Source organism: Bradyrhizobium sp. Kon56 (assembly GCF_055807635.1).
The window spans coordinates 128,381-154,470 of the sequence record NZ_JBVVOU010000004.1; the positions used below are offsets into that span (position 1 = coordinate 128,381).

Genomic DNA, 26,090 nt, shown 5'->3' on the forward strand with positions numbered 1-26,090 from the left:
GGAATTCCCTTAGTTCAGTGCGTCGTTAAGCGCCGCATTGAGCGCCGCGAGACCCTTCTTGAGCCCGCCCTTCAAGTGGACCCGCAGCGCGCGCCGGCCGCGCTCGGTAAGCACGTCGAAGTCGCCGCGTGCCTGCGCGGCCTTGATCACGCCGAAGCTGGCCTTCTGGCCCGGCACCGGCAGGTCCCTGGCATCGTCGGCGGTGATCTGGAGGAACACACCGCTGTCGGGGCCGCCCTTGTAGGCCTGTCCTGTCGAGTGCAGGAAGCGGGGGCCGAACTCGGCGCAGGTCGCAACGTGTCGTTTCTCACGCACCTCGAGCCGCATGGCCTGGAGCGCGTCGATCGTCGCCTTGTCGCGGGCGATGTAGCCGAGCAGGGCGACATAGTCGCCATGATTGGAGCGCGACAGATGCGCCTTCAGCCAGGAGGTGAGGTCGCCGTTGGCGCCGGCAGCGCGCAGGGCTGCGGCATTGGTCTCGTCGGTGTAGAGATCGGCCTCGGTGGTGCTGACCACCGGCTGCTCGGCCGGCAGTGCGCCGGTCTTTTCGAACGAGGCGGTGAGCTCTCGGGTCTTGATCTTGGCCGCTTCCACGTCCGGCTGGTCGAACGGGTTGATGCCGAGGATGCTGCCCGCGACCGCCGTTGCCATCTCGAAGCGGAAAAACTCCTGGCCGAGATGGTCGATCGACTTCATCACGATGCGCACGACGGGATGGCCGGCCGCTTCGATCGCAGCAAGCTGCGAGTCATGGGCGGCGTCCGCTTCGCCCTCGATACGGATGTCGATGAAGAGCCGGTCATTGCCGTAGACCGCCGGCTCGCCCAGCGGCTCGCCGTCGATCGGGATCAGGCCCTTGCCGTCCTTGCCGGTCGATTCCGCGATGAGCTGCTCGGCCCAGGCGCCGAAATCGGCAATCTTCTTCGACGACAGGATCGTCACCTTGTCGCGGCCTTCGAGCGCTGCATGGCCCATGGCAAGGCCGAGCTGCACGCCGGGGTTCTCGGCCGGCGGCACGTCCGGTCCGCAGGAGCGGGCCATCGCAAGCGCGTGCTTGATGAAGGTCTTGATATCGACGCCCGCGGTTGCCGCCGGCACCAGGCCGAATGGCGAGAGCACCGAGTAGCGTCCGCCGATGGAGGGCTCGCCGTGGAAGATGCGCGCATAGCTTAGCGTCTTCGCCGCCGTCTCCAGCGACGATCCGGGATCAGTGACCGCAATGAAGCGATGGCCGGTCTTGACCTTCGGTCCGACCGCCTGCGCGACGCGCTGGTGGAAATAATCCTTCATCGCATTCGGTTCGGTGGTGCCGCCGGACTTGCTGGAGACGATGAACACGGTGTTGGCGATGTCGATCCTGGCCTCCATTGCCCGCACCTGCGCCGGATCGGTGGAATCCAGCACGTGCAGCTTCGGGAACCCGGGCTTCTTGCCGAAGGTCTCGGCCAGCACCTCCGGCCCGAGGCTTGACCCGCCCATGCCGAGCACGACGGCGTCGGAGAATTTCTGGCCTTTCACGCGGCTGGCATAATCCTCATAATCGGCGACGTCGGCCTTGGCGGCGCTGTCGAGCCAGCCGAGCCATTTGTCCTCGTCGGTGCCGGTCCAGACCGATTTGTCCCGTTGCCACAGCCTGCGGATCTTTGCCGACGCGCGCCATTCCTCGGTGCTCTTGGCCACGGCCTTGCCGAGGCCGTCGCCGAGCGAGAGAAGCTGGCGGTCGATCGCAGGCCCGAGCACGGTGGCGCGCTTGTGGGCGACAGCGCCATAGAGCTTGTCGGCGGCGTCGGCGAACTGCTTGACGCCGTCCTTGACGAGTTCCTCGGTGATAGCATCGAGCGAGACGCCGGAGCGCTCCAGTTCTTCCAGCACGCGCCTGGCGTCGTCGACATTCTCTTCCAGGCTGTCCCGCGGCGTGCCGTGGTCGCGGAACGCATCCAATGTCGCCGGCGGCACGGTGTTGATGGTGTCGGGACCGATCAATTCCTCGACATAGAGGACGTCGCTGTAGTCCTTGTTCTTGGTGCCGGTCGAGGCCCACAGCATGCGCTGCGGCTTGGCGCCCTTGGCCGCGAGCTTGTCCCAGCGCGGACCTGAGAACAGGCGCTTGTAATCCTGGTAGGCGACCTTCGCATTGGCGATCGCGACCTTGCCCTTCAGCGCGGCGAGCCGTTCCTTCTCGCTCGGGTCGTTGGCGCGGGCAATCTTCTCGTCGAGCTGCTTGTCGACCACCGAGTCGATGCGGCTGACGAAAAAGCTCGCCACGCTCGCCACGTGCGAGGGATCGCCGCCACCTGCGACGTATGTCTCCAGACCGGCGAGATAGGCCTCGGCAACCTGCAGATAGACGTCCCTGGAGAACAGCAGCGTGATGTTGATGCTGATGCCGTCGCCGATGAGGGTCTCGATCGCCGGCAGGCCCTCCGGCGTTGCCGGCACCTTCACCATCAGGTTCTTGCGGTTGACGTCCTTCCAGAGCCGCCGCGCCTCTGTGACCGTTTCACCCGTGTCCATCGCCAGATAGGGCGAGACTTCCAGGCTGACATAGCCGTCGCCCCCCTTGAGGCGGTCGTAGACCGGGCGCAGCACGTCGGCGGCGTTCTGGATGTCCTCGACCGCGACGGCCTCGAACAGGTCGGCGACCGACCGATCGCCGCGCTTCAATGCCTTGCCGATCGGCGCGTCGTACTCGTCCGAGCTGCCGATCGCTTTCTCGAAGATCGAGGGGTTGGAGGTGACGCCTTTGACGCCGTCGGTGTCGATCAGCCGCTTCAGGTCGCCCTTGGCGATGAAGCCGCGGGCCAGGAAGTCCAGCCAGACGGCTTGTCCGTGCTTTTCCAGTTCTTTGACGGGATTCATGATGCTAATTTATCTCCAAGCCTGCGGGCGAGGGGTTTCCGCGCCGGTCCTGACGCGCTATCCTCTAGCGTACATGCTTCCTTGAGGGAACCAATCAAGGGTATGGGCGTCATATCCTCCAGTGTAACTCCGTCGCGATCATGGCGATCCGCGTAGAGGGAGCCGAGTTGCGTAAAAGGTCGTTGGCCGTGAGGAATCGGCTACGCCCTTGTTGTGTAACGCCAGCTGCCTCGCCTCGCCGCCAGTGGCTGCGCGGAGTACTCATCAGCGGATTCCGGTCCGCCTGATGCATCGTGGCTCGGTCGCGAATGGCCATGCTGGGGGAAAGCATGCAAGCACATCATGACCGTCTGGCGCTCGCTGTCACAGACAGCCCCCAGTCGGTCACGTCGACCGGATGCGTCGATGCGTCCCACGATCTCGAAATCGGTCCATGTACGACCCAACTGCGGTTGCTGATCGTTGCGGGTTTCGCCATGACGCTGCTCAGCGCAACGCTCGCCTTGGGCTGGTGGAATGCTTTTGGCGATTACGACACGACGGTCGGCTATGCCGGCGTGGTGGCGTTCGCCGCGATGACCGGCCGGCTGATCTGGATGCTCCCCGCCGAGCGGGCATCGGTGGTGATCGTCACCCCCTATGGCATTCGCGACCTTCGCATCGGCAATGAATTTCTGCTGTGGGACTCGATCGCGGAGATTTCGGCTGAAGAACGCCGCGGGCGCAAGGTGATCGTGCTGACGCCGACGCCGGCCTTGCAGAGGCAGCTCTGCAGCATCCGCGGCTTGGCCCGCGGTGCGACGGACGATCGCATCGTCATCCGGTCGGAGGGCCTGGCGACCGATTTTGATACACTGCTGCGCGTTTGCCGCGACTGTCACGCCGCCGGCGGTCCACGCACCGCATTGCAGCAGGAAGATGAACGCGCCACGCAAGGCTTCGCCGCACAAGCGTCATAAGATCGCCGTTCGCAGACGGCTATGATGCGGCGCCGGATGAACGCATCCCCGGTAATGCCCGGATGTTGCGAGCGAGTGACATTTTCTGGAAATGAGCCAATATAGACAAAGATTCGCTCAAATATCAGGCAGGTGCCTGTTCGTAACTCACCCTGTGCCTACGTTGTGCGTTGCGCCGAGAAGGCGCCCGGGTGTCGAATGATCGTCATGTGCTCACGCTGATTCGAGAGTGGCGCTAAGGAACGGTCCGGTCGCTGCTTTCGTTCAATTGTGTAGCGGAACTCACGCGGAGAGGGATCATGTACAACGATTCTCTATTCAACGCTTTCGCTAAGTCGTTCGAGGCGAGAAGCCAACACGACATGTCGATGGCGGAATATCTGGAATCGTGTCGAAGCGATCCCATGAAATACGCAAACGCGGCCGAACGACTGCTAGCAGCGATCGGTGAGCCCCAGACGATTGACACGGCCAAGGACCCACGCCTTGGCCGTATTTTTTTGAACCGCACGATCCGTACCTATCCGGCCTTCGCCGGTTTCTACGGCATGGAAGAAACCATCGAGCGCATCGTCGGTTTCTTCCGTCACGCGGCGCAGGGCCTCGAAGAGCGCAAGCAGATCCTGTATCTGCTCGGTCCGGTCGGCGGCGGCAAATCCTCGCTCGCTGAGCGGCTCAAGTCGCTGATGGAAGTGCATCCGATCTACGTGCTCAAGGCCGGCGACGAGCTCTCGCCCGTGTTCGAAAGCCCGCTCAGCCTGTTCGATCCGGATCAGCTCGGCCCGATGCTGGAAGAGAAATACGGCATTCCGCGCCGCCGTCTCACCGGCCTGATGAGCCCGTGGTGCTACAAGCGGCTGGAAGCCTTCGGCGGCGACATTTCCCAGTTTCGGGTTGCAAAGATCCAGCCGTCGCGGCTGCGCCAGATCGGGATCGCCAAGACCGAGCCGGGTGACGAGAACAACCAGGACATCTCCTCGCTGGTCGGCAAGGTCGACATCCGCAAGCTCGAAACCTACGCGCAGAACGATCCCGACGCCTACAGCTATTCCGGCGGCCTCAACCGCGCCAACCAGGGCGTGCTCGAATTCGTCGAGATGTTCAAGGCGCCGATCAAGATGCTGCACCCGCTGCTCACCGCGACGCAGGAAGGCAACTATATCGGCACCGAGAACATCGGCGCGATCCCGTTCACCGGCGTCATCCTCGCGCACTCCAATGAAGCCGAGTGGTCGAGCTTCAAGGCCAACAAGAACAACGAGGCCTTCATCGACCGCATCTGCGTGATCAAGGTGCCGTACTGCCTGCGGATCACGGAGGAGCAGAAGATCTACGAGAAGCTGATCCAGGGCTCCGAGCTCGCGGCCGCGCCTTGCGCGCCCGCGACGCTGGAAACGCTGGCGCGGTTCTCGGTGATGTCGCGCCTGCGCAAGCACGAAAATTCCACGATCTACGCCAAGATGAGGGTTTACGACGGTGAGAGCCTGAAGGAGACCGATCCGAAGGCGCGCAGCGTCCAGGAATATCGCGATGCCGCCGGCGTCGACGAGGGCATGGACGGTGTTTCCACCCGCTTTGCCTTCAAGATCCTGGCTGCGACCTTCAACCACGATCCGCAGGAAGTCGCCGCCGACGCCGTGCATCTGATGTACGCGCTGGAGCAATCGATCAAGCGCGAGCAACTGCCCGAGGAAGTCGAGAAGCGCTACCTCGAATTCATCAAGGCCGACCTTGCGCCGCGTTATGCCGAGTTCATCGGCAACGAGATCCAGAAGGCTTATCTCGAATCCTACTCGGATTACGGCCAGAACCTGTTCGACCGCTACGTCGACTACGCCGATGCCTGGATCGAGGACCAGGATTTCAAGGACGCCGACACCGGCCAGCTGCTGGATCGTGAGCTTTTGAACCAGGAGCTGACCAAAATCGAGAAGCCGGCGGGCATCGCCAACCCGAAGGATTTCCGCAACGAGGTGGTCAAATTCTCGTTACGGTCGCGCGCCCAGAACGGCGGCAAGAATCCGACCTGGATCTCCTACGAGAAGATTCGCGATGTGATCGAAAAGCGGATATTCTCCCAGGTTGAGGACCTGCTTCCGGTCATCTCCTTCGGGTCGAAGAAGGACGGCGAGACGGAGAAGAAGCACGGCGAGTTCGTCGCACGCATGGTGGAGCGCGGCTACACCGAGCGTCAGGTTCGCCGGCTCGTCGAATGGTACATGCGCGTGAAGCAGGCCGGTTGAGGCGGATGGAAAAGTGCCGATTCACATTATTGACAGGCGCCTGAATCCAGGCGGCAAGAGTCTCGAGAACCGGCAGCGGTTCTTGCGTCGGGCCAAATCCCTGGTGCAGGGCGCCGTCAAGAAGACCTCGCAGGAACGCGACATCAAGGACGTCCTGGAGGGTGGCGAGGTCACCATTCCGCTCGACGGCATGCACGAGCCGCGTTTCCGCCGCGACGGCGGAACGCGCGACATGGTGTTGCCCGGAAACAAGAAGTTCATCGAGGGCGACTATCTCCAGCGCTCCGGCCAGGGCAGTGCCAAGGATTCCGGTCCGGGCGAAGGCGACAGCGAGGACGCCTTCCGCTTCGTGCTCAGCCGCGACGAATTCGTCGATCTCTTCCTCGATGACCTCGAACTTCCTGATCTCGCCAAGCGCAAGATCGCGCAGACCGAGAGCGAGGGCATCCAGCGCGCCGGCTACACCACGTCGGGCTCGCCATCCAACATCTCGGTGAGCCGGACGGTTCGGCGCGCAATGGCGCGCCGTATCGCGCTCAAGCGTCCCAGCAAGGAGGAGATCGAAGAGCTTGAATCCGCCATCGCTGCCTGCGCAGATGAGGACGAGCGTCTGCTGCTGCTAGCCCAGCTCGAAAAACTGAAGGCGAAATCCAAGCGCATTCCCTTCATCGATCCGCTCGACATCCGCTACCGCCGCTTCGAGACGGTTCCAAAGCCCGTTGCCCAGGCTGTGATGTTCTGCCTGATGGACGTGTCGGGCTCGATGTCCGAGCACATGAAGGATCTCGCCAAGCGCTTCTACATGCTGCTCTACGTATTTCTGAAGCGCCGCTACAAGCATGTCGACATCGTCTTCATCCGCCACACCGATCGCGCCGAGGAGGTGGATGAGCAGACCTTCTTCTATGGCCCGGCTTCCGGCGGCACGCTGGTCTCCAGCGCGCTGCAGGCCATGCACGAGATCGTGCGCGAACGCTTCAGCCCGTCGGACTGGAATATCTACGCTGCGCAAGCTTCCGACGGCGACAATTCCTATTCCGACGGCGAGCTCGCGGGCATGCTGCTGACCGACAAAATCCTGCCGGTCTGCCAGTTCTTCGCCTATCTCGAGGTCGGCGAGTCCGGCGGCAGCGCCTTCGATCTGTCCGACTCCTCGCTCTGGACCCTCTACGAGCGCTTGCGCAACAGCGGCGCACCGCTCTCGATGCGCAAGGTCAGCGAGCGCAGCGAAATTTTTCCGGTGTTCCACGATCTGTTTCAGCGCCGCGACACTGCCCAGGAGAAAGCCGCTCCATGACGGAACGCTTGTTCGAAGGCGCCGATTGGGATTTTCACACCTTGCAGCGCATCACGGATGCCTGCGAGGAGGTGGCGACGAAAGATCTCGGGCTCGACGTCTATCCGAACCAGATCGAAGTCATCACCGCCGAGCAGATGCTGGACGCCTATTCGTCGGTCGGCATGCCGCTGTTCTACAAGCACTGGTCGTTCGGAAAGCACTTTGCGTATCACGAGGCCTCATACCGCAAGGGCCTCATGGGCCTCGCCTATGAGATCGTGATCAACTCCTCGCCCTGCATCTCCTACCTGATGGAAGAGAACACGGCGACGATGCAGACCCTGGTGATCGCGCACGCCGCCTTCGGCCACAATCACTTCTTCAAGAACAACTATCTGTTCAAGCAGTGGACCGACGCCGACGGCATCCTGGACTATCTGGATTTCGCCAAGAACTACGTCATGCAATGCGAGGATCGCTACGGCCGGGTGGAGGTCGAGCGCACCCTCGATGCCGCGCATGCGTTGATGTCGCATGGGATCGACCGCTATCCCGGCAAGAAGAAGCTCGACCTCCGCGCCGAAGAGAAGCGGGCAGGGCGCCGCCGCCAGCACGAGGAGGAGGTCTTCAACGACCTCTGGCGCACCGTGCCGGCGGGAAAGAGCAAGACCCGGTCCGCGCTCAGCATCGAACGCCGCCGCAAGCTGCTCGGCCTGCCGCAGGAGAACCTGCTGTATTTCCTCGAGAAGAGCGCGCCGCGGCTGGCGCCCTGGCAGCGCGAGCTGTTGCGCATCGTCCGCCACATCGCGCAATATTTCTATCCGCAGAGCCAGACCAAGGTGATGAACGAGGGGACGGCGACCTACGTCCACTATCGCATCATGACCAAGCTGCATCAGCAGGGCCGCATCAGCGACGGCAATTTCCTCGAATTCCTGCAGTCGCACACCAATGTCGTGTTCCAGCCCGAATTCGATGACCAGCGCTTTTCCGGCTTTAATCCCTATGCGCTCGGCTTCGCCATGATGCAGGACATCGAGCGCATCGTCACCAGGCCGGAAGACGAGGACCGCGAATGGTTCCCGGACATCGCCGGCAAGAACGACGTGATGGGCGTGCTGCGCGACGTCTGGGCCAACTACCGCGACGAGAGTTTCATCGCCCAGTTCCTGAGTCCGAAGCTGATGCGGCACCTCCGCATGTTCCACCTGCATGATGACCCCGAGGAACGCGCCGGCATCCGGGTCGACGCCATTCACGACGAGCGGGGCTTCCGCCGTGTCCGGCGCGAGCTGGCACGGCAGCACGATGTCGGCTACATCGACGCGAATATCGAGGTGGTCGACGTCGATCTCTCCGGCGACCGGCGGCTGATCCTGCATCACCATGTCATCAAGGGCGCGCAGCTCAACGAGACCGACGCCAAGCGCGTGCTCCAGCATCTAGCCGATCTCTGGACCTACGACGTCGCACTGATCGAGGTCGACGCCAGTGACAAGGTGCTGCGCGAATATGTCGTGAGCCCGCGCCCGATCTCGGCGGTGGCCTGACGCTGCTGACTATGCGGAGCAATACGGCGAGATGCGCGTTGATGCGCCCTCGCCCCTTATGGGAGAGGGCGGCGACGCTGGAAGACACAAGCTCCCTGCGGTGAGGGGTATCTCTCAACATTTCCCGTGTCGATAGAGACCCCTCATCCGGCGCTTCGCGCCACCTTCACCCACAAGGGGAGAAGGAAAGCGTTCGTGGCTCCACAACGGCTGTTCTATCCGGAACGTTTCGCCGGCTTCTTCTTGGCTTTGGACGCATTCAGCGCCACCGCTGCGCGGATCAGTGCCTTCAACGCTTTCTCGTTGATCTTCTCGCCTTCGCGAATATCGATCGCACGCCGCACGTTGCCCTCGAGGCTGGAATTGAATAGGCCGGCGGGATCGTCCAGCGCGGCGCCCTTGGCAAAGGTCATCTTCACCACGGCCTTGTAGGTCTCGCCGGTGCAGATGATGCCGTCGTGCTCCCACACGGGAACGCCGCGCCACTTCCATTCCTCGACGACATCAGGGTCGGCGTCCTTGATCAGGCTGCGGATTCGCTCGAGCATCTCGCCGCGCCAGTCGCCGAGCTCCTTGATCCTGCCGTCGATCATCCTGGACGGCGAAGCGCCATCCGTCTTCGTCGCGCTGCTGTTTTTCGCGGTCACGGCCTTCTTCATGTTCACGCCTCTTGTCGGGCGCCGCGGCGGCGGCCGAGATAGGGCAGCGCGAACATGTAGAGCCCGGTCGCAAGCAATGGGATCAACGGGACGAAGGCGAGCAAGCCGATCCACGTCGCCTGGACTTGCAGCGTCAGGGCGACGATGTTGGCGATGACGGCAAGCGTGAAGGCGATCGACAGCCAGCGATGGATCTGCCGAATCCACATATTTCCGGTCAATGAAACCTCCTCTTGAGATGATCGAATGAAGGCCGGCGGCCAAGCTAGTCTGCCCTTGCCAGCAGCTCGTCCAGCTTGGCGAGAAACTGCTTCCAGCCGGCATGCGCGCCGCCAAAAGCCTGCTTCTGCGTCGGGCTGAAGCCCGCTTGCTCGACGCGCAGATGCGTGCCTGCGCCCGCCGGCGTCAGCGTGAAGGTCACGACGCTCTTGAGATCGAACGCCGCGTCGTCATGCGAGAAATTCCAGGTGTAGGCGAGTGTCTTCTGCGGCTCGATGGTGAGGACCTCGCAGTCCAGCACGCCGCCCCACTCGCCGCGAAGGTTGAAGCGGTGGCCCACGGTCGGCTTGAAGTCGTTCTTCATCAGCCATTCCTCGATCAGATGCGGCTGCGTCAGCGCGCGCCAGATCCGCTCTGCCGGAAAGGCATATTCGCGCTCGACGACGACAGATCGGGTTTCGGTGGGGGATTCGTTCATTGGTCCATCCTCTTCAGGAGATCGTCGAGCGCATCGAGCCGGTTCTGCCAGAATCCGGTCATCTGGCTGGTCCAATCGATCAGCGGATTGAGCGCGCCGGGCTGGGCGCTGTAATGCGTCTGCCGCCCTTGATGCCGGTCGCGCACCAGACCAGCCTGCTTCAGCGCGCCGAGATGTTTTGAGACTGCGGGCTGGGAAACGCCCGACACTGCTGTCAGGGCTCCGACCGTCTGTTCGCCCTCGCGGCACAATCGCTCGAAGATCGCCCGACGAGTGGGGTCGGCGAGCGTCCTGAACAGAAGGTCGTGGGCGATGGCGGGCATAAAATCCATAACCTGCAAGTTATGGATATATTCATAACCCTGGGGTTATGGGTACGTCAAGGGGGATGTCGAGCGCGCGCTCCTACGGCCGCAGATAGAGATAACCCTGCGACTGGAGCTCGGCCAAACGGACGACGCCACCCTTCTCCGCGCTGACGAAGCCCGGCAGGAGATCCGTGAGCGTGACGTTCTGCGCCTTCATCGTGTTGCCGCAGGCGGCAAGCTCGACGCCATCCTTGGAAAAATCGCCGACGCGCTTGCTAATGTCAGGGTTGGCCTGCGCCGAGTGAAACGCCTTCAGTGCCGGGCCGTGGATCACCAGCGCGATCGTCACATGGTCGGGGCCGCCGACGCCATCGATGTGGTTCTGGATGTTGCCGAGGACGAAGTTGACCTTCTCGGCATCGCTCAGGTGATAGACCACCTTCAGCTTGTTGCCCGTGCCGGCCTCGGTCGCGGCCTTCGCGCTGGAGGCGCCAAGTGCCGCGCCCAGGCCTGAGACGGCGCTCCACAAGATGTTCCGGCGGTTCATGACGATCTCCCCTCGATTGTGCCGGACACATATCATTTGTGGCGGAGCGCGGCGAGTTCCTTGCGGTCGGTCACGAGCGAGGCGCATTCCTTATTGTCCGTTCGATCTAGGCGGAAAATCCCGTCGTCGGCCCCGGCGACCAGTGACAGTTCGGCATCGTCGTCCGGCTTGTTGTTCTGCCAGACCCTGACCCGCGCCAGCCGCACGATCGCCGATTTGTCGTCCTTCGAGAGCGCGACGCCGATGCCGCCGCCCTCGCAGTCGACGCCGCAACCGAGGCGGATTTCGGTGCCGTCCTTGGTGAACACAGCGTGATGACAGGAGCCGCTGGAATCGAAATCGCCGGAGCGGTGACGATATCTGAAGCCGAGGCGGAAGGAGTTGTGGAACTGCTTGTCTTCGGTGTCCATCTCCGCCGAGATCAGCAGCTTCATCGAGGCGACCTTCTGCTTCGGATGGTGCGCCAGATGCTCGGCATCGTAGCGGCGCACGAAGCAGGCATAGGCCTTGTTGCCGGGTTCGCCGGCATACATGCGCGCGTTGAAGGTTTCGGCTTCGGCCTTGATGGCCTCACGGATATCGTCGGCCTCCTCGGCGTGAGCGGCGCCGCCGAGCGCGGCAAGGAAGACGGCGGCAACGAGAAAAGACTTCATGATGGCCTCGCGTGCAGCAGCTGAGCTGTACGCTGTAGACGCAGCCCCGGTGCGACGCGTTCAACGTCCGCACAGCTGACAGCATCATCGCAGGGCGGAGCGAGGTGATTAGTTCCACGCCGGGCATTAGTCGTCGGTGGGGTCCTGAAGGTTCATTCGACGTGACGCCTTCGCCTTTCGGAACTCGGCGCCTGCGATTCCACGGACATTGCCCGATTCCATCGATGTGATAGCCTTCACAGACGATCGCCTTTGGCAGTCGTAGGCTGGGGTCTGCCTTTGCAAGTTTGTGGAGTCCCCGCAATGGGCGAAATTCGCAACTTCAGATCCGGGAATGACGAGCCGCCTTCGCACGGCCCTATGCCTCGTCGCCTCGCGGCCATCATTGTCGGTGACATCGCTTCCTACAGCCGCCTGATGCAGGCCGACGAAGAGGGCACGCACGTCCGCGTCAAGCGGATCGAGCGGGATCTCATCCAGCCCAGCATCGTCGAGCACAACGGAAGTCTGGTGAAGACGACGGGCGATGGCTTCATCGCGATTTTCGACAGTCCGGTCGAGGCCGTCCGATGCAGCATCGTCATCCAGCAGAATCTCATCGGCCGCAACGCCTCGCTTCCGAAGAACACCCGGATCGAGTACCGGATTGGCGTCAATCTCGGTGACGTCATCGTGGAGCCTGACGACGTCTACGGCGACGGCGTCAATATCGCCACGCGTATCGAGGGCATCGCCGAGCCAGGCCAGGTCTTTATCTCCGGCGCGATCTACGAGCAGATCAAGCACAAGGTCGTGTGCGGTTACGAGTCGCTCGGGGACCGCAAAGTCAAGAACATCACCGATCCCGTGCGCGTTTATAAAGTGCTGCCGGATGCAGACGCGGTCGGCAGGACGCGGGGGCGGCGCGAGAATGCCCTGATCTTTCTCCTGGGTATCACGCTGTCGGTGATGGCCGCCGGCGTGCTGTGGTATCTTCTGGCTCAGGCGCCGGGCAGGGTGGGCGAGCAGGCCGCCGTCACTCCCGCTTCTCCTGCCGCATCACCGAGCCCGCAGCCTCCGCCGCGCGAAGCGGCGACGCAGACGCCGCAGCCTTCTCCCTCGTCGGCTTCATCATCTCCATCGCCCGCTCCGTCGCCAAGTCAATCGACCAGTCAATCGGCAAGTCAATCGCCCATTCCCGTCCGCGAACCCGAGATGGTCGCCATTCGCGGCGGCAGCTTTGCGATGGGAAGCAACGACGACCCGACCGAGCGTCCCGTCCATCAGGTGACCGTCAAGCCGTTCTCGATCGGCAAATATCCGGTGACCGTGCAGGAATGGAACGAGTGCGCCGCTGCAAAGGCGTGCAGCTTCACCGCCATCGGCAAGGACGATGCGCCGGTCAGCAATGTGAGCTGGACCGACGCGCAGCAATATGCGGCCTATCTCGCCAAGGCGACGAAGAAGACGTATCGGCTTCCGAGCGAAGCCGAATGGGAATATGCCGCGCGGGGCGGAACGCAGACCAGATATTGGTGGGGCGACAAGCTGCAGCCGGGCATGGCCGGTTGCAAGGATTGCGGTGATCTCGCGGCCGAGCAGCCAGCGAAAGTCGGCAGCTTCAAGCCGAACCCGTTCGGGCTCCACGACATGGGCGGCGGCGTCGATCAGTGGGTCGAGGACTGCTGGCACAAGACCTATCAGGGCGCGCCCACCGACGGCTCGGCATGGAGCAGCGGGGACTGCAGCGCTCATGTCCTGCGCTCGGGCTCCTGGAAGAACGATTCGAGATATGTGCGGCCGTCCAACCGCGATGGCTACGACACCAATGTTCGTTACCCCACGCACGGATTCCGCGTGGCGCTCAGTCCGTAAGTGGTGGAGTTGGTTTGATGCAGATCCTTCGTTGCGTCGCGCTGGCGGCGGCGCTCGCATTGCTTCCGGGGGCAGCCTTTTCGCAGGGCAAGGCAGCGCCCAAGGACGCAAAGCTCTATTTCATCACCCCGCGTGACGGGCAGAAGGTGCGCGGCGGATTCTGGGTCCGGTTCGGCTTGCGCAACATGGGAGTGACCCATGCCGGCGACGAGTACCAGAACGCCGGTCACCATCATCTGCTGATCGACGTCAACGACCCCATCGATCCCAAGGAGCCGATCCTGCAGGACAAGTCGCATCTGCATTTCGGGGCAGGGCAGACCGAAACGCTGCTCGAGCTTCCGCCCGGGACGCACACGCTTCAACTCGTGCTGGGCGATGCCAAGCACTATCCGTTCGAGCCGCCCATCGTGTCGGAGAAGATCACCATACGCGTCCGGCAGCCGGCCGCGGCGCGATAGGCAATCACCGCAGGCTGGCGTTGAACTTGTCCAGCGCCGCCGAGCCCGGGCAGAGCGTGTCGGCTTCCAGCGTGTTGAGCGGCGTTTCGACCGTGTTGAGATGCTCGTGCAGGTCTTCCGCGTCGGGATCGACATAGAGCAGGCCGGTGACGATCTGTCCCTTGGCGGCGTGCTTTTGCAGGAAGGTCTGGGCGCCGAGCCGGTCGTGCGGATCGTAGTCGGCGTCGATCTTGCGCAGCGCGATCCTGCTGCCGTCATGCTGCTCGACCATTTGCACGGTGCCCGGTGCGTAATCCACCGCAATCGGATCGCGGCCGACCAGCACATCGAGCCGGTTCACCGCGTCATTGTGCTCGCGGACATAGTCGAAGCTCTTGGTCGAGCCGGCATGGTTGTTGAAGGCGATGCAGGGGCTGATGACGTCGATGAACGACGCGCCCTTGTGGCGGATCGCGGCCGCGATCAGCGGCACGAGCTGGGTCTTGTCGCCGGAGAACGAGCGTGCGACGAAAGTCGCCCCCAACTGCAGCGCGATCGCGACGAGGTCGATGGCGTTGTCGGTGTTGGTGACGCCCTTCTTGGACTTCGAGCCGCGGTCGGCGGTCGCCGAGAACTGGCCCTTGGTCAAACCGTAGACGCCGTTGTTCTCGACGATATAGGTCATGTTGACGCCGCGCCGGATCGAATGCGCGAACTGGCCGAAGCCGATCGAGGCGGAATCGCCGTCGCCGGAGACGCCGAGATAGATCAGGTCGCGATTGGCGAGATTGGCGCCGGTCAGGACGCTGGGCATGCGGCCGTGCACGGAGTTGAAGCCGTGCGAATTGCCGAGAAAATAGTCCGGCGTCTTCGACGAGCAGCCGATACCCGAAATCTTGGCGACCCGGTGCGGCTCGATCGAAAGCTCATAGCAGGCCTCGATGATGGAGGCCGTGATAGAGTCATGGCCACAGCCGGCGCACAGCGTCGAGATCTTGCCCTCGTAATCGCGATGGGTGTAGCCGAGCTCGTTCTTCTTCAGCCCGGGATGGTGGAATTTCGGCTTTGCAATGTAGGTCATGACACGGCCTTGCGGAGCGGGGTCACCTTGATGTGATCCTGGTGGTCGCCAATGGCTTTTGCGATGAAGCGGGCGGTGATCGGCGAGCCGTCGTAATGCACGATCGGCACCAGCCGCACCGGGTCGATGCCGTTTTCGTTGACGATGAGCTGGCGCAGCTGGCTGTCGCGATTCTGCTCGACCACATAGACGAAATCGTGCTCGGCGAGGAAGCTCGCCACGCTGGAGTGGAACGGGAAGGCGCGGATGCGCAGGCGGTCGAGCTGATGCCCGCGCGCTTCCAGCAATCCGATCGCCTCGTCCATCGCCGGCGTGGTCGAGCCGAAATAGATCACGCCGTATTTGGTTGGCCGTTCCGCATTGGCCTGGAGCGGCCGCGGCACCAGATCCTGCGCGGTCTCGAACTTGCGCATCAGGCGCTGCATGTTGTCGGCGTAGACCGAGCCCTCTTCGGAGTAACGCGCATAGCGGTCGCGCGACGTGCCGCGGGTAAAATAGGAGCCCTTGGTCGGATGCGTGCCGGGATAGGTTCGGTAGGGGATGCCGTCGCCGTCGACGTCGAGATAGCGGCCGAAATCGCGGCCTTCGTCCAGCATCTCCGCGGTCATCACCTTGCCGCGGTCATATTGCTTGGCGTCGTCCCATTTCAGCGGACGGCAGAGCCGGTGGTTCATGCCGATGTCGAGGTCGAGCATCAGGAAGATGGTGGTCTGAAGCCGCTCGGCGAGATCGAAAGCCGCGGCCGCGAACTCGAACGCTTCGGCGGGATCTTCGGGGAACAGCAGCACATGCTTGGTGTCGCCATGCGAAGCATAGGCGCAGGCGATGATGTCGCATTGCTGGGTGCGGGTCGGCATGCCGGTCGAGGGACCGGCGCGCTGGATGTTCATGATCACGGCCGGGATTTCGGCGAAATACGACAGCCCGATGAACTCGGTCATCAGCGAGATGCCGGGGCCGGAGGTCGCGGTGAAGGCGCGCGCGCCGTTCCAGGAGGCGCCGATCACGATGCCGATCGAAGCGAGCTCGTCCTCGCCCTGCACGATGGCGTATTTCGCCTTTCCGGTCTCCGGGTCGTGCCGGTACTTCTTGCAGTGCGCGGTGAAAGCTTCTGCCACCGACGAGGACGGCGTGATCGGATACCACGCGCACACCGTGGCGCCGCCATAGACGGCGCCGAGCGCGGCGGCGCTGTTGCCTTCGATGAAGATGCGGTCGCCGACCTTGTCGGACTTCTTCACCCGCAGCCCGGTCGGGCATTTCAGGTTTTGCAGCGCCCAGTCGCGGCCGAGATGCAGCGCGTGGACGTTGGACGAGAGCAGCTTCTCCTTGCCCTTGTACTGCTCGCCGATCAGCTGCTCGATCAGCTTCGGATCCATGTCGAGCAGCGCCGAGAGCGCCCCGAGATAGATGATGTTCTTGAACAGCTGGCGCTGGCGCGGATCGGTATAGGTCGAGTTGGTGATCGCGGTCAGGGGGACGCCGATCACGGTGATGTCGTCGCGGAATTTGGTCGACGGCATCGGCTTGGTGGAATCATAGAACAGGTAGCCGCCGGGCTCGATGCCGGCGACGTCCTTGTCCCAGGTCTGCGGGTTCATGGCGACCATCATGTCGACGCCGCCGCGGGCGCCGAGATGGCCGTCTTCGGTCACCCGCACCTCGTACCAGGTCGGCAGGCCCTGAATGTTGGAGGGGAAGATGTTGCGGGGGCTCACCGGAACGCCGTGGCGCAGGATCGCGCGCGCAAACATCTCGTTGGCGCTGGCCGAGCCGGATCCGTTGACGTTGGCGAAGCGGACGACGAAGTCGTTTACGCTGCTGATCGGCTTTTTGTCGGACATGCTGAACCTGCGTGAGTCATCTCGATCAAATATTTCTGCATGTCCCAGGCGCCGGTGGGGCAGCGCTCGGCGCACAGCCCGCAATGCAGGCAGACATCCTCGTCCTTCACCATCACCCGCCCGGTCTTGAGGTCGCTGGACACATAGAGATCCTGGTCCGGATGCAGCGAGGGTGCTTTCAGGCGCTGACGGAGATCGCCTTCCTCGCCGTTGTCCGTGAAGGTGATGCAATCCATCGGACAGATGTCGACGCAGGCATCGCACTCGATGCAGAGCGAGGTCGAGAACACGGTCTGGACGTCGCAGTTCAGGCAGCGATGAGCTTCGCCCAGCGCCAGCTTGACGTCATAGCCGAGCTCGACCTCGGTGCGGATGTCCTTCAGCGCGATCACCTTGTCGCGATGCGGCACCTTGTAGCGCTTGTCGTTGGAGATGTCGTTGTCATAGCTCCATTCGTGGATGCCCATCTTCTGCGAGGAGATGTACACGTCGGGCAATGGCCGCTCGGTGATGTCCTCGCCCGAGAGCATTTTGTGGATCGACAGCGCGGCGTCATGGCCCTGCGCCACCGCCCAGATGATGTTTTTCGGCCCGAACGCGGCGTCGCCGCCGAAGAACACCTTCGGGTTGGTCGAGACGAAGGTTTGCGGATCGACCTTGGGCATGTGCCATTTATCGAACTCGATGCCGCAGTCCTGCTCGATCCAGGGGAAGGCGTTCTCCTGGCCGACCGCGACCAGCACGTCGTCGCATTCGATGGTCTGGTCCGGCTCGCCCGAGGGCACGAGGTTGCGGCGGCCCTTGGCGTCATATTCGGCCTTCACCTTCTGGAAAGTGATGCCGGTGAGCTTGCCGTTGTCGTGGACGAAGGCTGTGGGCACGAGGAAGTTGAGGATCGGGATGTCCTCGTGGAGCGCATCTTCCTTCTCCCAGGGCGAGGCCTTCATTTCCTCGAAGCCGGAGCGTACGACGACCTTCACCTCTTCGCCGCCGAGGCGACGCGCAGTGCGGCAGCAATCCATCGCGGTGTTGCCGCCGCCGAGCACGATGACGCGCTTGCCGATCTTGTCGGTATGACCGAACGAGACCGAGGACAGCCAGTCGATGCCGATATGGACGTTGGCGGCTGCTTCCTTGCGTCCGGGGATGTCGAGCTCGCGGCCGCGCGGTGCGCCGGAGCCGACGAAGATTGCGTCGTACTTCTCCGCGAGCAGCGCCTTCATGCTCTCGATGCGATGGCCGCCCTTGAAGTCGACGCCGAGACCCAGGATGTAGCCGGTCTCCTCGTCGATGACCGAATCCGGCAGGCGGAATTTCGGGATCTGCGAGCGCATCATGCCGCCGGCTTGGGCATCGGCGTCGAACACGGTGCAGTGATAGCCGAGCGGCGCGAGATCGCGGGCGACCGTCAGCGAAGCGGGACCACCGCCCACGAATGCAACGCGCTTGCCGTTCTTGGCCGAGGGGCGCGGCAAGCGCTGCGTGATGTCGTCCTTGAAGTCGGCGGCGACGCGCTTCAGGCGGCAGATCGCGACCGGCGTCTCCTCGACGCGTCCGCGGCGGCACGCCGGCTCGCATGGACGATCGCAGGTCCGTCCCAGAATTCCTGGAAACACGTTCGATTTCCAATTGATCATATAGGCGTCGCTGTAGCGGCCTTGGGCGATCAGTCGGATGTATTCGGGAACGGGAGTGTGCGCAGGACAGGCCCATTGGCAATCGACCACTTTGTGAAAGTAGTCGGGGGCCGCAATATCGGTCGGTTTCATTCCTACCCTGTCCGCGCAGGCTCAAAGACCCCGCGGCCTTTTCTTGAGCTTGCGAACGCTAACGCGCGGCGATCTGGTTTCTGAATGACGTCATTGGGTTAGCTTATTAGAACCGCTCCGAAGTACAACGGCAAATTTCGCGCTTCCCCTCTTTCATGGGAGCTACGCGCGCACAGATTAACGGCCGTGCGCAGTATGTGGCGGTGCAGCATGTTGCGATGCGTCCAATGGCTTAGTTGCGCGCGATGTCGCTCTTCGCGAGGTCCCACATCAGGCAGTAGGAGCCGACCGACACGGGAAGCGGGAATGGCGAGGCGGCAGGGCCGGTGAAGCGCTCGGCGATCACGGACGAGACCGCGCCGACATGCGTGCCGTCGATCAGCACGAACCAGTCGCGCGCGCCTTCGTTGCGCACCGCCGGAATATCCGCGGTCGCGCCTGATAGTTCCGGCTCGCTTTCGAGCAGATGCATGGAGATGATGCCGTCGTGTTTTTCCGGCGCCAGCCGTTCTTGCAGTGCGTCACGCCACGCGACTGCATTGTCCGCCGTCGGCCGCAGCCGCACGAGGCCGAGCGCCGCGCCGCGTCCGGTACCGTTGCTGATCGTGATGCGGGCGACCACGCGGAGCATGTCCTTGAAATGCGCCATGCTCCGCCGCGACCATTCGGTCTGACTAGCGAGCCTCGCCCGGTAGGCGGGACTGTCGAGCACGTCGAGCGTCGCGGTTGAATACAGCGAGAGATATTTGGGATTGGCGGAGTGCGCGACATAGCGCCGCGCTTCGAGAAAGCCCTCGATCGCAACGCGCTCTTCCAGATGCTCGCGATCGTACCAGCGGTTGAAATCGGGTTCATTTGGAACGTCGATATTCATCGACGTGAGCAACATGCCCTTCCCGGCGAGTGGCATTTTCTTGTCCCGCTATCGCGAAATCTTCGAAGCGATATCTGCGATCGACTTCATGACCGCGTCCCGCACGCCGGTATCATAGAGCGAATGGCCGGCTTCTTCCACGATGCGAATCTCGGAACCCGGCCACACTTTCGCGAGCGCCTGCGATGTCTCGGGAGGGCACAACAGATCGTAGCGGCCCTGGACGATGATGCCGGGAATGCCGTTGAGCTTGCCGGCGTTCCGCAACAACTCGTTCTCCGTCATGAAGCTGTCTTGGACGAAATAATGCGCCTCCATGAACGGCGTCGCCGGCAATGTGCGCCACACGTTCAGCGACGCCAGATCCAGCCGTGTCTTTGCCGCCTTGTGCTCCGACAAGGCGCGTTCGGTATCGTGCCAGGCGCGCGAGGCCGGGCCATGCACCGCCGGATCGGGATCGAGGATGCGGCGATAGTAGGCTTCCACCGGTTGCGCGCGCTCCTCTACCGGCAGCACGCTCAGAAAATCGTCGTAGAGCGCGGGGTAGAATTGCGACAGGCGCGAGGTGAAGGCGATCTCGACTTCAGCACGCGTGCCGAGAAAGGTCGCGCGCAGCGCAATTCCGGAGACGCGCTCGGGATGCGCCTGCGCATAAGCCAGCGCCAGCGTCGCGCCCCAGGAGCCGCCGACCACCATCCAGCGCGCGACGCCGAATTTCTCGCGGATCTTTTCCATGTCCGCGATCAGATGCTGCGTGGTGTTGTGTGCGCGCGATCCCTTCGGCCGGCTGCGACCGCAGCCGCGCTGGTCGAACAGCACGGCATGAAAACGGTCGGGATCAAACAGCCGGCGGTGGTCGGGCTGGCAGCCGCTGCCGGGGCCGCCATGCAGATAGACCGCCGGGATTCCGTCGGTGCGGCCGACGCTCTCGACATAGAGCTCGTGGCCGCCGCCGACGTCGAGCATTTCGGAGGTCAGCGGTGCAAAGGGATCGGCGCGCTTGACTGAGCTGGCCGCGTCGGCGTCAGGCACCATTCTCGGATTCCAGGGTGCCGCCGGCGAAATTGCGATAGAGGAAGCGGTTGGTTTCGCCCTCAGCCTCGCGCTCGGCCTGCTTGAAGATGGTCTCGTGCAGCGGCGACAGCGCGCAGGCGGGATCGGTGTTGGCGGCGTCGCCGGTCAGCGCAAAGGCCTGGCAGCGGCAGCCGCCGAAATCGATCTCCCGGAATTCGCAACTCTTGCACGGCTCCTTCATCCAGCCGGTGCCGCGGTAGCGGTTGAAGGCGTCCGAGTTCTGCCAGATCCAGGCGATCGAATGGTTGGAGCGCACGGATTCGAAGTCGAGCCCGGTGATGCTCTCGGCGGCGTGGCAGGGCAGCACCTTGCCGGCCGGCGAAATGTTGAAGAACTGCCGACCCCAGCCGCCCATGCACTTCTTCGGCCGCAGCGCGTAATAATCGGGCACGACATAGTCGATCGTGAGCCGGCCCTTCAGCCGCTCGCGCGCCTCCTCGACGATGCGGGTGCACTCGTCGAGCTGCGCCACCGTCGGCATCAGCGCGGCGCGGTTCTTTAGCGCCCAGCCGTAATATTGGACATTGGCGACCTCGAGCCGGTCGGCGTCGAGGTCCACCGACATCTGGATGATATCAGACAGCTGGTGCAGGTTTTGCCGATGCATCACCGCATTCACGGTGAGCGGCAAATCGAGCTCGCGCGTCCATTTTGCGACTTCGAGCTTCTTGCGGTGCCCGTTTTTGTAGCCGCCGACGCGGTCGGCGAGGGCTTCTTCAACGCCCTGAAAACTGATCTGGACGTGGCAGAGCCCGGCATCGGCAAGTTCGCTCAGCCGCTCGCGCGTCAGCAGCACCGCCGAGGTGATGAGGTTGGTGTAGAGCCCGACGTCGCTCGCATGCTTGACCAGTTCGACCAGGTCTTTGCGCGCCGTCGGCTCGCCGCCGGAGAAATGCACCTGCAGCACGCCGATCTCGGCGAGCTCGCTCAATACCTTCGTCCATTCCTCGGTGGTCAGCTCCTTGCCCGAGCGGTCGAGCTCGACCGGGTTGGAGCAGTAGGGACATTGCAGCGGGCAGCGATGGGTGATCTCGAGCAGCACGGCGAGCGGAATGCCGAATGTCTCTGCCGTCGAGCGGCTCTTCTCCAGCACCGCGAGGCTGTCGCTGGCGTCGGGCGGGATGGTGGGATTGCCGAGCACATCGCTCATGACGTCTTCTCCCGGGCCTCCGTGAGAAAGCCCTTGTCGGCGAGATCCTGCAGCATGACAATGACGTCGGCCAGGATCGCCTCGCGCGGCGCGGCGTATTTTGCCGCGAGTTGGTCGGACATTTCGCCGACATTGCGCTCGCCGTCGCAGAGCTGCAAGACCTCGACCGCGATCTCGTCCGGCGCCAGCACGCGTTCGGGCGCCAGGATCACCCAGACTTTTCGCGTCTCGTCATATTTCAGCTTGGCGTGCCGCGGCAGAACCGGCCGGCTGGTCTCGCTGACGCTGATGTGACGCGGCTCGGCCATCGCTCGTTCCTTAGCTCGCCTTTTGGTGTTCTTGGGGCACGAACGCGCCCGGCGGAATGTGGCCCTCGACATAGGCGTGCTGGAGTGCGTCGAGCTGCACCCATAGCACGTTGGTCTTGAAGATCAGCGCATTGCAGACGGACGCGCGTTGCTCGGGCGTGGTGGCATGCGCCTTGACATAGTCGAGCGCAAACCCGGCGTCGCGCGGCGCCTGCGCCAACCGGCGGTTGAAGTAGCTCATGATATCAGGATTGACGAAGTCGTAGTGCTCCAGCATCCCGGAGATGCGCTCTTCGTGCAGGTTCGGCGCGAACAATTCGGTGAGCGAGGACGCGATCGCCTCCAGCGGCGACTTCTCGCGGCAATAATGCACATAGGCTTCCACCGCAAAGCGCGTCGCCGGCAGGATGCCTTCGGTCGATTCCACGTAAGCTGTGTCCAACCCGAGGCCTTCGGTCAGCTTCAGCCAGCGCTCGATACCGCCTTCGGAGCCGATGTCGCCGTCATGATCCTCGATGCGGTGGCGCCATTCCAGCCGCGTGGCGCGGTCGCGGAAGCGCGAGATCACCACCGCGTCCTTGATCGGGATGGTGCTCTGGTAATAGTAGCGGTTCAGCGCCCAGGCCTGCACCTGGCCCTTGTTGAGCTTGCCGCCATGCAGCAGTCTATGGAACGGATGCAGGCTGTGATAGCGCGTCGCACCGATGTGACGCAGCGTCGCCTCCAGCTCCTCGGCGCAAGTGAGCCTGATGTCCTTGCCGATCGAGAGCGCGGTCATTCCAGTCAGTGACGCGGCATTCACAGCACGATCTCCGTTCCGTCCGCGGGTATCTGCCAGCCCGCCGCTTCAGCGGCCTTGCGCTCCGGGGAAGCGGGCAGCAGCGCCGGATTCGAATTATTGATATGCAGAAATATCTTCCTGTCGAGTGTGAGGTCGGCGAGCCGCGCGATGGCGCCGTGGTCGCCGGACATCGCGACGTGGCCCATGCTTTTGCCGGTCTTGTGGCTAAGCCCGGCCTTGATCATCTCGTCGTCCTGCCACACCGTGCCGTCGAAGAACACCAGCGCAGCGCCGTCGATCTCGGCCTTGAGCGCGTCGGTGACCTCGGCGCAGGCGGCGATGAAGTAGAAGCATTTGCCGGTTGCTTTGTCGGTGATCTTCAGCCCCAGCGTATCGCCTTCGCCGCTGTCGCCGCCCGGATGCGTCTTGCCTTCCAGGTACCAGGCCGATTTGCCCGAGACCGCGAAGGGCAGCACCTCAAGTCCTGAGCGCGCCCCGTCCGGCAGCCGCGGCTCGAACGGCTCATTGATGTCGACCGGCAGGCGCTGCACGTTTTTCTCGTTCAGCACATTGAAGATGCTGTTCGCCTTCAGGATCGCCAGCACCTTCTCGTGCGCATAGACCGTGAAGGGCGAACCCTCGCGCATCGACAGCAGGCCGGCCACTGCGTCCACCTCGCTGTTGGTCAGGATCACGCCTGCGATCGGCGTATGGCGCAGCGCGCCTGCCTTCGGATGCAGCTGTGGCGTCGCATTCAATTGCTGGCGGAGGTCGGGGGAGGCGTTGATCAAGAACCAGTGCTCGCCGTCGCCGCTGAAGGCGACCGAGGCTTGGGTCCGTTGCAGCTCTTGGCCGTTATCACGGGCCGTCCGGCAGCCCTCGCAGCCGCAATTCCATTGCGGCACTCCGCCGCCGGCTGCGGCGCCCAGGACGACGACGCGAAGCATGATCCGTCTCCTGGAGGCAATGTCGCGAGGTGGACCTCACGCAAACACAAATCCTGTCTTCCGGACATGCATCGTGACCGAAAGATCCACCTGCGCAGAACGCGAACTCACCAACCGCTTACTTGCGGGTGGCGCTCACATACATGTTGATTTCCATGCCACAGGGCACTTCGACGATCTTCGGGGCTTTCCAGGCCATTTTCGGCTCTCCATTTTCGAGAATTCGGACGTATCCGCCCAACCCTTAAGTTAGTGCGGGTGGAAAAGTTCGCCAGTGAAATTTTCCCGAGAAAGCCATGTTGCGGCGCGAAAAATGCTGCCGGAACGATACTTGCTGGTGATGCTGCCTTGCGCCCGGCGCATTCGGTCGCGAACCCTGTCCTGATAAAGCGGTTGTGAGTGCAGTGCAGCTTTCAATCCGGTACAGGCGACCCAACTGGAACTTCGTGATGCCCAGATATTTCTTCAACACCCGTATCGGCGACGAACTGATCGTGGATCCTGAGGGAGAGGATTTGCGCAATCCCGATCGCGCCTGGGAGGTTGCCCGCCAGATGATTCTGGAGGTGCTGAGATCGGAAGGCACCCAGCCGGCCCTGCTTGAGGCCGTCATCGAGGTCACCGACCGCGAAGGCGAGATCGTGCTCGAATTCCCCTTCACCGAGGCACTCCTGGACATTCCGGACCAGTCCGCCACCCGGCATTAAGGCTTGCTCTCGCCACCGTCGCAATGGCGGAGGAATCCCTGCGAAATCCGCATGGCTTTGCCGCGTTCCCGGGGCTAAAAGACGCCGGTTACACGGAGCAAGTCATGCAAGATCTCTGGCGCCTGTCGGCGGCCGACCTCGCCAATCTCGTCAAAACCAAAAAGGTCTCCGCCAGGGAGGCCGCGCAGGCCGGCCTCGCCCGGCTCGACGCCGTCAATCCGAGCCTCAACGCCGTGATCGACCACCGGCCCGAGGACGTGCTCAAGCAGGCCGACGCCGTCGATGCCGCCATCGCCAGGGGCGAGGACCCCGGCATGCTGGCCGGAGTGCCCGTGACCATCAAGGCCAATGTCGACCAGGAGGGCTTTGCCACCACCAACGGCCTCAAGCTCCAGCGCGACCTGATCGCGCGCGAGGACAATCCGGTGGTCGCCAATTTCCGCAAAGCCGGCGCCGTTCTGCTTGGGCGCACCAATTGCCCGGCCTTCTCCTATCGCTGGTTCACCACCAACCTGGTCCACGGCGACACCAAGAACCCCCGCGACGCCTCGCTGACGCCGGGCGGCTCGTCCGGCGGCGCGGGCTCGGCGGTCGCGGCCGGCATCGGCCATATCGCCCATGGCACCGACATTGCCGGCTCGATCCGCTATCCCGCCTATGCCTGCGGCGTGCATGGCTTGCGCCCGACCTTGGGCCGCATCCCGGCCTTCAATCCGGCCCTGCCGGAGCGCCCGATCGGGCCGCAGATCATGGCGGTGTCGGGGCCGCTGGCGCGCACCGTCAACGACATCAGGATTTCGCTCGCGGCCATGTCGGCCCGCGACATCCGCGATCCCTGGTTTGTGCCGGTGCCGCTGGAAGGCCCCGCGCGGCCGAAGCGCGCCGCGCTCTGTCTCGACCCGGACGGCCTGGCCACCGCGCCCGAGGTGAAGGCCGCCGTCATCGACGCCGGCAAGCGGCTCGAACGGGCCGGCTGGACCGTCGAGACAATCGAGAACACCCCGCCGATGCGCGAAGCGGTCGAGTGGCAGATCAAGCTCTGGCTCGGCGACGGCTATGAGGCGCAGCTCGAGATGGCCGAGCGTGAAGGCGATCCCGGCGCGCTGGCGTGCCTGCGTGGCAACCGTGCCAGGGTCACGCCGATGGACCAGGCCAATTACGCCAAGGCATTGACCCGCCGCGCCAGGCTGACCCGCGACTGGATGCTGTTCTTCGAGACCTATGCCGTGCTGCTGACGCCGGTCTCCGGCGAACTGCCGTTCCCCGATCATCTCGACCGCAAGGACGACTCTTCCTTCAAACGCGTCTGGGAAGCGCAGTTGCCGCAGATCGCCATTCCCTTCATGGGCCTGCCGGGCCTCGTGGTCTCCACGGGCCTCGTCGGCAAGGCGCCGGTCGGCGTGCACATCGTGTCGGGCCGCTATCGCGAGGATCTCTGCCTGCTCGCAGGCGAGGCGATCGAGGCGGGCGGCGTGCCGCCGTCGCCGATCGATCCCGTAGGTTAGCG

General features: G+C 63.4%; 25 protein-coding genes. 8 read left to right on the forward strand and 17 right to left on the reverse strand.

Annotated elements, in window-relative coordinates:
• Positions 1 to 9: 9 nt before the first annotated feature.
• On the reverse strand, positions 10 to 2,859 hold the full coding sequence (locus AC0L3B_RS08335; RefSeq protein ID WP_473380279.1) for a bifunctional transaldolase/phosoglucose isomerase: 2,850 nt from the start codon (positions 2,857 to 2,859) through the stop codon (positions 10 to 12).
• Positions 2,860 to 3,167: 308 nt separating this feature from the next.
• On the opposite strand from AC0L3B_RS08335, the gene AC0L3B_RS08340 reads away from it, so the two are divergent.
• The 4 genes from AC0L3B_RS08340 (at position 3,168) to AC0L3B_RS08355 (ending at position 8,890) form a co-directional block, all read left to right on the forward strand.
• Complete coding sequence (locus AC0L3B_RS08340) at positions 3,168 to 3,818, forward strand: hypothetical protein (protein WP_446479976.1); 651 nt, start codon at positions 3,168 to 3,170, stop codon at positions 3,816 to 3,818.
• Between the two features lie 299 nt (positions 3,819 to 4,117).
• Positions 4,118 to 6,061 (forward strand): PrkA family serine protein kinase, encoded by a 1,944-nt coding sequence (locus AC0L3B_RS08345; RefSeq protein WP_018454065.1) that lies wholly within the window; start codon positions 4,118 to 4,120, stop codon positions 6,059 to 6,061.
• 19 nt (positions 6,062 to 6,080) lie between these two features.
• Positions 6,081 to 7,358: a YeaH/YhbH family protein gene (locus tag AC0L3B_RS08350; RefSeq protein WP_026232663.1), complete on the forward strand. Its 1,278-nt coding sequence runs from the start codon at positions 6,081 to 6,083 to the stop codon at positions 7,356 to 7,358.
• Complete coding sequence (locus AC0L3B_RS08355) at positions 7,355 to 8,890, forward strand: SpoVR family protein (protein ID WP_085351898.1); 1,536 nt, start codon at positions 7,355 to 7,357, stop codon at positions 8,888 to 8,890. The genes AC0L3B_RS08350 and AC0L3B_RS08355 overlap by 4 nt, the downstream gene beginning before the upstream one ends.
• A gap of 215 nt (positions 8,891 to 9,105) precedes the next feature.
• Here the strand turns inward: AC0L3B_RS08355 and AC0L3B_RS08360 are convergent, their stop codons facing one another.
• The 6 genes from AC0L3B_RS08360 to AC0L3B_RS08385 form a co-directional block, all read right to left on the reverse strand.
• The gene (locus AC0L3B_RS08360; protein WP_473380280.1) at positions 9,106 to 9,549 is read right to left on the reverse strand and encodes a DUF1801 domain-containing protein; all 444 of its coding nucleotides are present in this window, start codon (positions 9,547 to 9,549) and stop codon (positions 9,106 to 9,108) included.
• Between the two features lie 2 nt (positions 9,550 to 9,551).
• Entirely contained in the window at positions 9,552 to 9,770 is a 219-nt protein-coding gene (locus AC0L3B_RS08365; RefSeq protein WP_027570573.1) for a hypothetical protein, read from the reverse strand.
• Between the two features lie 44 nt (positions 9,771 to 9,814).
• On the reverse strand, positions 9,815 to 10,246 hold the full coding sequence (locus AC0L3B_RS08370; RefSeq protein ID WP_085361497.1) for an SRPBCC family protein: 432 nt from the start codon (positions 10,244 to 10,246) through the stop codon (positions 9,815 to 9,817).
• Positions 10,243 to 10,569, reverse strand: a complete 327-nt coding sequence (locus AC0L3B_RS08375; protein ID WP_473380281.1) for an ArsR/SmtB family transcription factor — start codon at positions 10,567 to 10,569, stop codon at positions 10,243 to 10,245. Before AC0L3B_RS08375 ends, AC0L3B_RS08370 begins: the two co-directional genes overlap by 4 nt.
• 82 nt (positions 10,570 to 10,651) lie before the next feature.
• Positions 10,652 to 11,101, reverse strand: a complete 450-nt coding sequence (locus AC0L3B_RS08380; RefSeq protein ID WP_085385332.1) for a DsrE family protein — start codon at positions 11,099 to 11,101, stop codon at positions 10,652 to 10,654.
• A 32-nt stretch (positions 11,102 to 11,133) separates the two neighbouring features.
• Positions 11,134 to 11,754 (reverse strand): hypothetical protein, encoded by a 621-nt coding sequence (locus AC0L3B_RS08385; RefSeq protein WP_018454073.1) that lies wholly within the window; start codon positions 11,752 to 11,754, stop codon positions 11,134 to 11,136.
• Positions 11,755 to 12,057: 303 nt separating this feature from the next.
• Here AC0L3B_RS08385 and AC0L3B_RS08390 point away from each other — a divergent pair, with 303 nt between their 5' ends.
• Together AC0L3B_RS08390 and AC0L3B_RS08395 are read left to right on the forward strand one after the other, a co-directional pair.
• Positions 12,058 to 13,608 carry an SUMF1/EgtB/PvdO family nonheme iron enzyme gene (locus AC0L3B_RS08390; RefSeq protein ID WP_473380282.1) on the forward strand — a complete coding sequence of 517 codons (1,551 nt, stop codon included), beginning with the start codon at positions 12,058 to 12,060 and terminating at the stop codon, positions 13,606 to 13,608.
• Positions 13,609 to 13,625: 17 nt separating this feature from the next.
• On the forward strand, positions 13,626 to 14,069 hold the full coding sequence (locus AC0L3B_RS08395; protein WP_018454075.1) for a DUF4399 domain-containing protein: 444 nt from the start codon (positions 13,626 to 13,628) through the stop codon (positions 14,067 to 14,069).
• A gap of 4 nt (positions 14,070 to 14,073) precedes the next feature.
• Here the strand turns inward: AC0L3B_RS08395 and AC0L3B_RS08400 are convergent, their stop codons facing one another.
• The 10 genes from AC0L3B_RS08400 to pqqA all read right to left on the reverse strand — a co-directional run bounded on the left by AC0L3B_RS08400 (position 14,074) and on the right by pqqA (position 24,075).
• Positions 14,074 to 15,129, reverse strand: coding sequence for a 2-oxoacid:ferredoxin oxidoreductase subunit beta (locus AC0L3B_RS08400; protein ID WP_018454076.1), 1,056 nt, complete (start codon positions 15,127 to 15,129; stop codon positions 14,074 to 14,076).
• On the reverse strand, positions 15,126 to 16,973 hold the full coding sequence (locus tag AC0L3B_RS08405; protein WP_085385335.1) for a 2-oxoacid:acceptor oxidoreductase subunit alpha: 1,848 nt from the start codon (positions 16,971 to 16,973) through the stop codon (positions 15,126 to 15,128). Before AC0L3B_RS08405 ends, AC0L3B_RS08400 begins: the two co-directional genes overlap by 4 nt.
• Entirely contained in the window at positions 16,943 to 18,742 is a 1,800-nt protein-coding gene (locus AC0L3B_RS08410) for an FAD-dependent oxidoreductase (protein ID WP_473380283.1), read from the reverse strand. The genes AC0L3B_RS08405 and AC0L3B_RS08410 overlap by 31 nt, the downstream gene beginning before the upstream one ends.
• Before the next feature lie 232 nt (positions 18,743 to 18,974).
• Positions 18,975 to 19,652, reverse strand: coding sequence for a hypothetical protein (locus AC0L3B_RS08415; protein WP_473380284.1), 678 nt, complete (start codon positions 19,650 to 19,652; stop codon positions 18,975 to 18,977).
• Between the two features lie 12 nt (positions 19,653 to 19,664).
• Positions 19,665 to 20,651, reverse strand: coding sequence for a prolyl aminopeptidase (pip, locus tag AC0L3B_RS08420; RefSeq protein WP_018454080.1), 987 nt, complete (start codon positions 20,649 to 20,651; stop codon positions 19,665 to 19,667).
• Entirely contained in the window at positions 20,641 to 21,840 is a 1,200-nt protein-coding gene (gene pqqE / locus AC0L3B_RS08425) for a pyrroloquinoline quinone biosynthesis protein PqqE (protein WP_473380285.1), read from the reverse strand. Before pqqE ends, pip begins: the two co-directional genes overlap by 11 nt.
• Positions 21,837 to 22,148, reverse strand: a complete 312-nt coding sequence (gene pqqD / locus AC0L3B_RS08430; protein WP_247295006.1) for a pyrroloquinoline quinone biosynthesis peptide chaperone PqqD — start codon at positions 22,146 to 22,148, stop codon at positions 21,837 to 21,839. The genes pqqE and pqqD overlap by 4 nt, the downstream gene beginning before the upstream one ends.
• A 10-nt stretch (positions 22,149 to 22,158) precedes the next feature.
• Entirely contained in the window at positions 22,159 to 22,926 is a 768-nt protein-coding gene (pqqC, locus tag AC0L3B_RS08435) for a pyrroloquinoline-quinone synthase PqqC (protein WP_473380332.1), read from the reverse strand.
• Positions 22,927 to 22,946: 20 nt separating this feature from the next.
• Positions 22,947 to 23,876, reverse strand: a complete 930-nt coding sequence (pqqB, locus tag AC0L3B_RS08440) for a pyrroloquinoline quinone biosynthesis protein PqqB (RefSeq protein ID WP_085361488.1) — start codon at positions 23,874 to 23,876, stop codon at positions 22,947 to 22,949.
• A gap of 118 nt (positions 23,877 to 23,994) precedes the next feature.
• Positions 23,995 to 24,075 (reverse strand): pyrroloquinoline quinone precursor peptide PqqA, encoded by an 81-nt coding sequence (pqqA, locus tag AC0L3B_RS08445; RefSeq protein WP_007595659.1) that lies wholly within the window; start codon positions 24,073 to 24,075, stop codon positions 23,995 to 23,997.
• Positions 24,076 to 24,325: 250 nt separating this feature from the next.
• On the opposite strand from pqqA, the gene AC0L3B_RS08450 reads away from it, so the two are divergent.
• Together AC0L3B_RS08450 and AC0L3B_RS08455 are read left to right on the forward strand one after the other, a co-directional pair.
• Entirely contained in the window at positions 24,326 to 24,583 is a 258-nt protein-coding gene (locus AC0L3B_RS08450; protein ID WP_007613759.1) for a DUF6894 family protein, read from the forward strand.
• A gap of 104 nt (positions 24,584 to 24,687) precedes the next feature.
• Entirely contained in the window at positions 24,688 to 26,088 is a 1,401-nt protein-coding gene (locus tag AC0L3B_RS08455; RefSeq protein ID WP_026232668.1) for an amidase family protein, read from the forward strand.
• Positions 26,089 to 26,090: the final 2 nt, after the last annotated feature.

Coding starts and splice junctions, on each gene's coding strand:
- AC0L3B_RS08335 (WP_473380279.1), bottom strand. CDS start 2,859: ATGAATCCCGTCAAAGAACTGGAAAAGCACGGACAAGCCGTCTGGCTG.
- AC0L3B_RS08340 (WP_446479976.1), top strand. CDS start 3,168: ATGGCCATGCTGGGGGAAAGCATGCAAGCACATCATGACCGTCTGGCG.
- AC0L3B_RS08345 (WP_018454065.1), top strand. CDS start 4,118: ATGTACAACGATTCTCTATTCAACGCTTTCGCTAAGTCGTTCGAGGCG.
- AC0L3B_RS08355 (WP_085351898.1), top strand. CDS start 7,355: ATGACGGAACGCTTGTTCGAAGGCGCCGATTGGGATTTTCACACCTTG.
- AC0L3B_RS08360 (WP_473380280.1), bottom strand. CDS start 9,549: ATGAAGAAGGCCGTGACCGCGAAAAACAGCAGCGCGACGAAGACGGAT.
- AC0L3B_RS08370 (WP_085361497.1), bottom strand. CDS start 10,246: ATGAACGAATCCCCCACCGAAACCCGATCTGTCGTCGTCGAGCGCGAA.
- AC0L3B_RS08375 (WP_473380281.1), bottom strand. CDS start 10,569: ATGCCCGCCATCGCCCACGACCTTCTGTTCAGGACGCTCGCCGACCCC.
- AC0L3B_RS08380 (WP_085385332.1), bottom strand. CDS start 11,101: ATGAACCGCCGGAACATCTTGTGGAGCGCCGTCTCAGGCCTGGGCGCG.
- AC0L3B_RS08385 (WP_018454073.1), bottom strand. CDS start 11,754: ATGAAGTCTTTTCTCGTTGCCGCCGTCTTCCTTGCCGCGCTCGGCGGC.
- AC0L3B_RS08390 (WP_473380282.1), top strand. CDS start 12,058: ATGGGCGAAATTCGCAACTTCAGATCCGGGAATGACGAGCCGCCTTCG.
- AC0L3B_RS08395 (WP_018454075.1), top strand. CDS start 13,626: ATGCAGATCCTTCGTTGCGTCGCGCTGGCGGCGGCGCTCGCATTGCTT.
- AC0L3B_RS08400 (WP_018454076.1), bottom strand. CDS start 15,129: ATGACCTACATTGCAAAGCCGAAATTCCACCATCCCGGGCTGAAGAAG.
- AC0L3B_RS08405 (WP_085385335.1), bottom strand. CDS start 16,973: ATGTCCGACAAAAAGCCGATCAGCAGCGTAAACGACTTCGTCGTCCGC.
- AC0L3B_RS08410 (WP_473380283.1), bottom strand. CDS start 18,742: ATGAAACCGACCGATATTGCGGCCCCCGACTACTTTCACAAAGTGGTC.
- AC0L3B_RS08415 (WP_473380284.1), bottom strand. CDS start 19,652: ATGCCACTCGCCGGGAAGGGCATGTTGCTCACGTCGATGAATATCGAC.
- pip (WP_018454080.1), bottom strand. CDS start 20,651: ATGGTGCCTGACGCCGACGCGGCCAGCTCAGTCAAGCGCGCCGATCCC.
- pqqE (WP_473380285.1), bottom strand. CDS start 21,840: ATGAGCGATGTGCTCGGCAATCCCACCATCCCGCCCGACGCCAGCGAC.
- pqqD (WP_247295006.1), bottom strand. CDS start 22,148: ATGGCCGAGCCGCGTCACATCAGCGTCAGCGAGACCAGCCGGCCGGTT.
- pqqC (WP_473380332.1), bottom strand. CDS start 22,926: ATGACCGCGCTCTCGATCGGCAAGGACATCAGGCTCACTTGCGCCGAG.
- pqqB (WP_085361488.1), bottom strand. CDS start 23,876: ATGCTTCGCGTCGTCGTCCTGGGCGCCGCAGCCGGCGGCGGAGTGCCG.
- pqqA (WP_007595659.1), bottom strand. CDS start 24,075: ATGGCCTGGAAAGCCCCGAAGATCGTCGAAGTGCCCTGTGGCATGGAA.
- AC0L3B_RS08450 (WP_007613759.1), top strand. CDS start 24,326: ATGCCCAGATATTTCTTCAACACCCGTATCGGCGACGAACTGATCGTG.
- AC0L3B_RS08455 (WP_026232668.1), top strand. CDS start 24,688: ATGCAAGATCTCTGGCGCCTGTCGGCGGCCGACCTCGCCAATCTCGTC.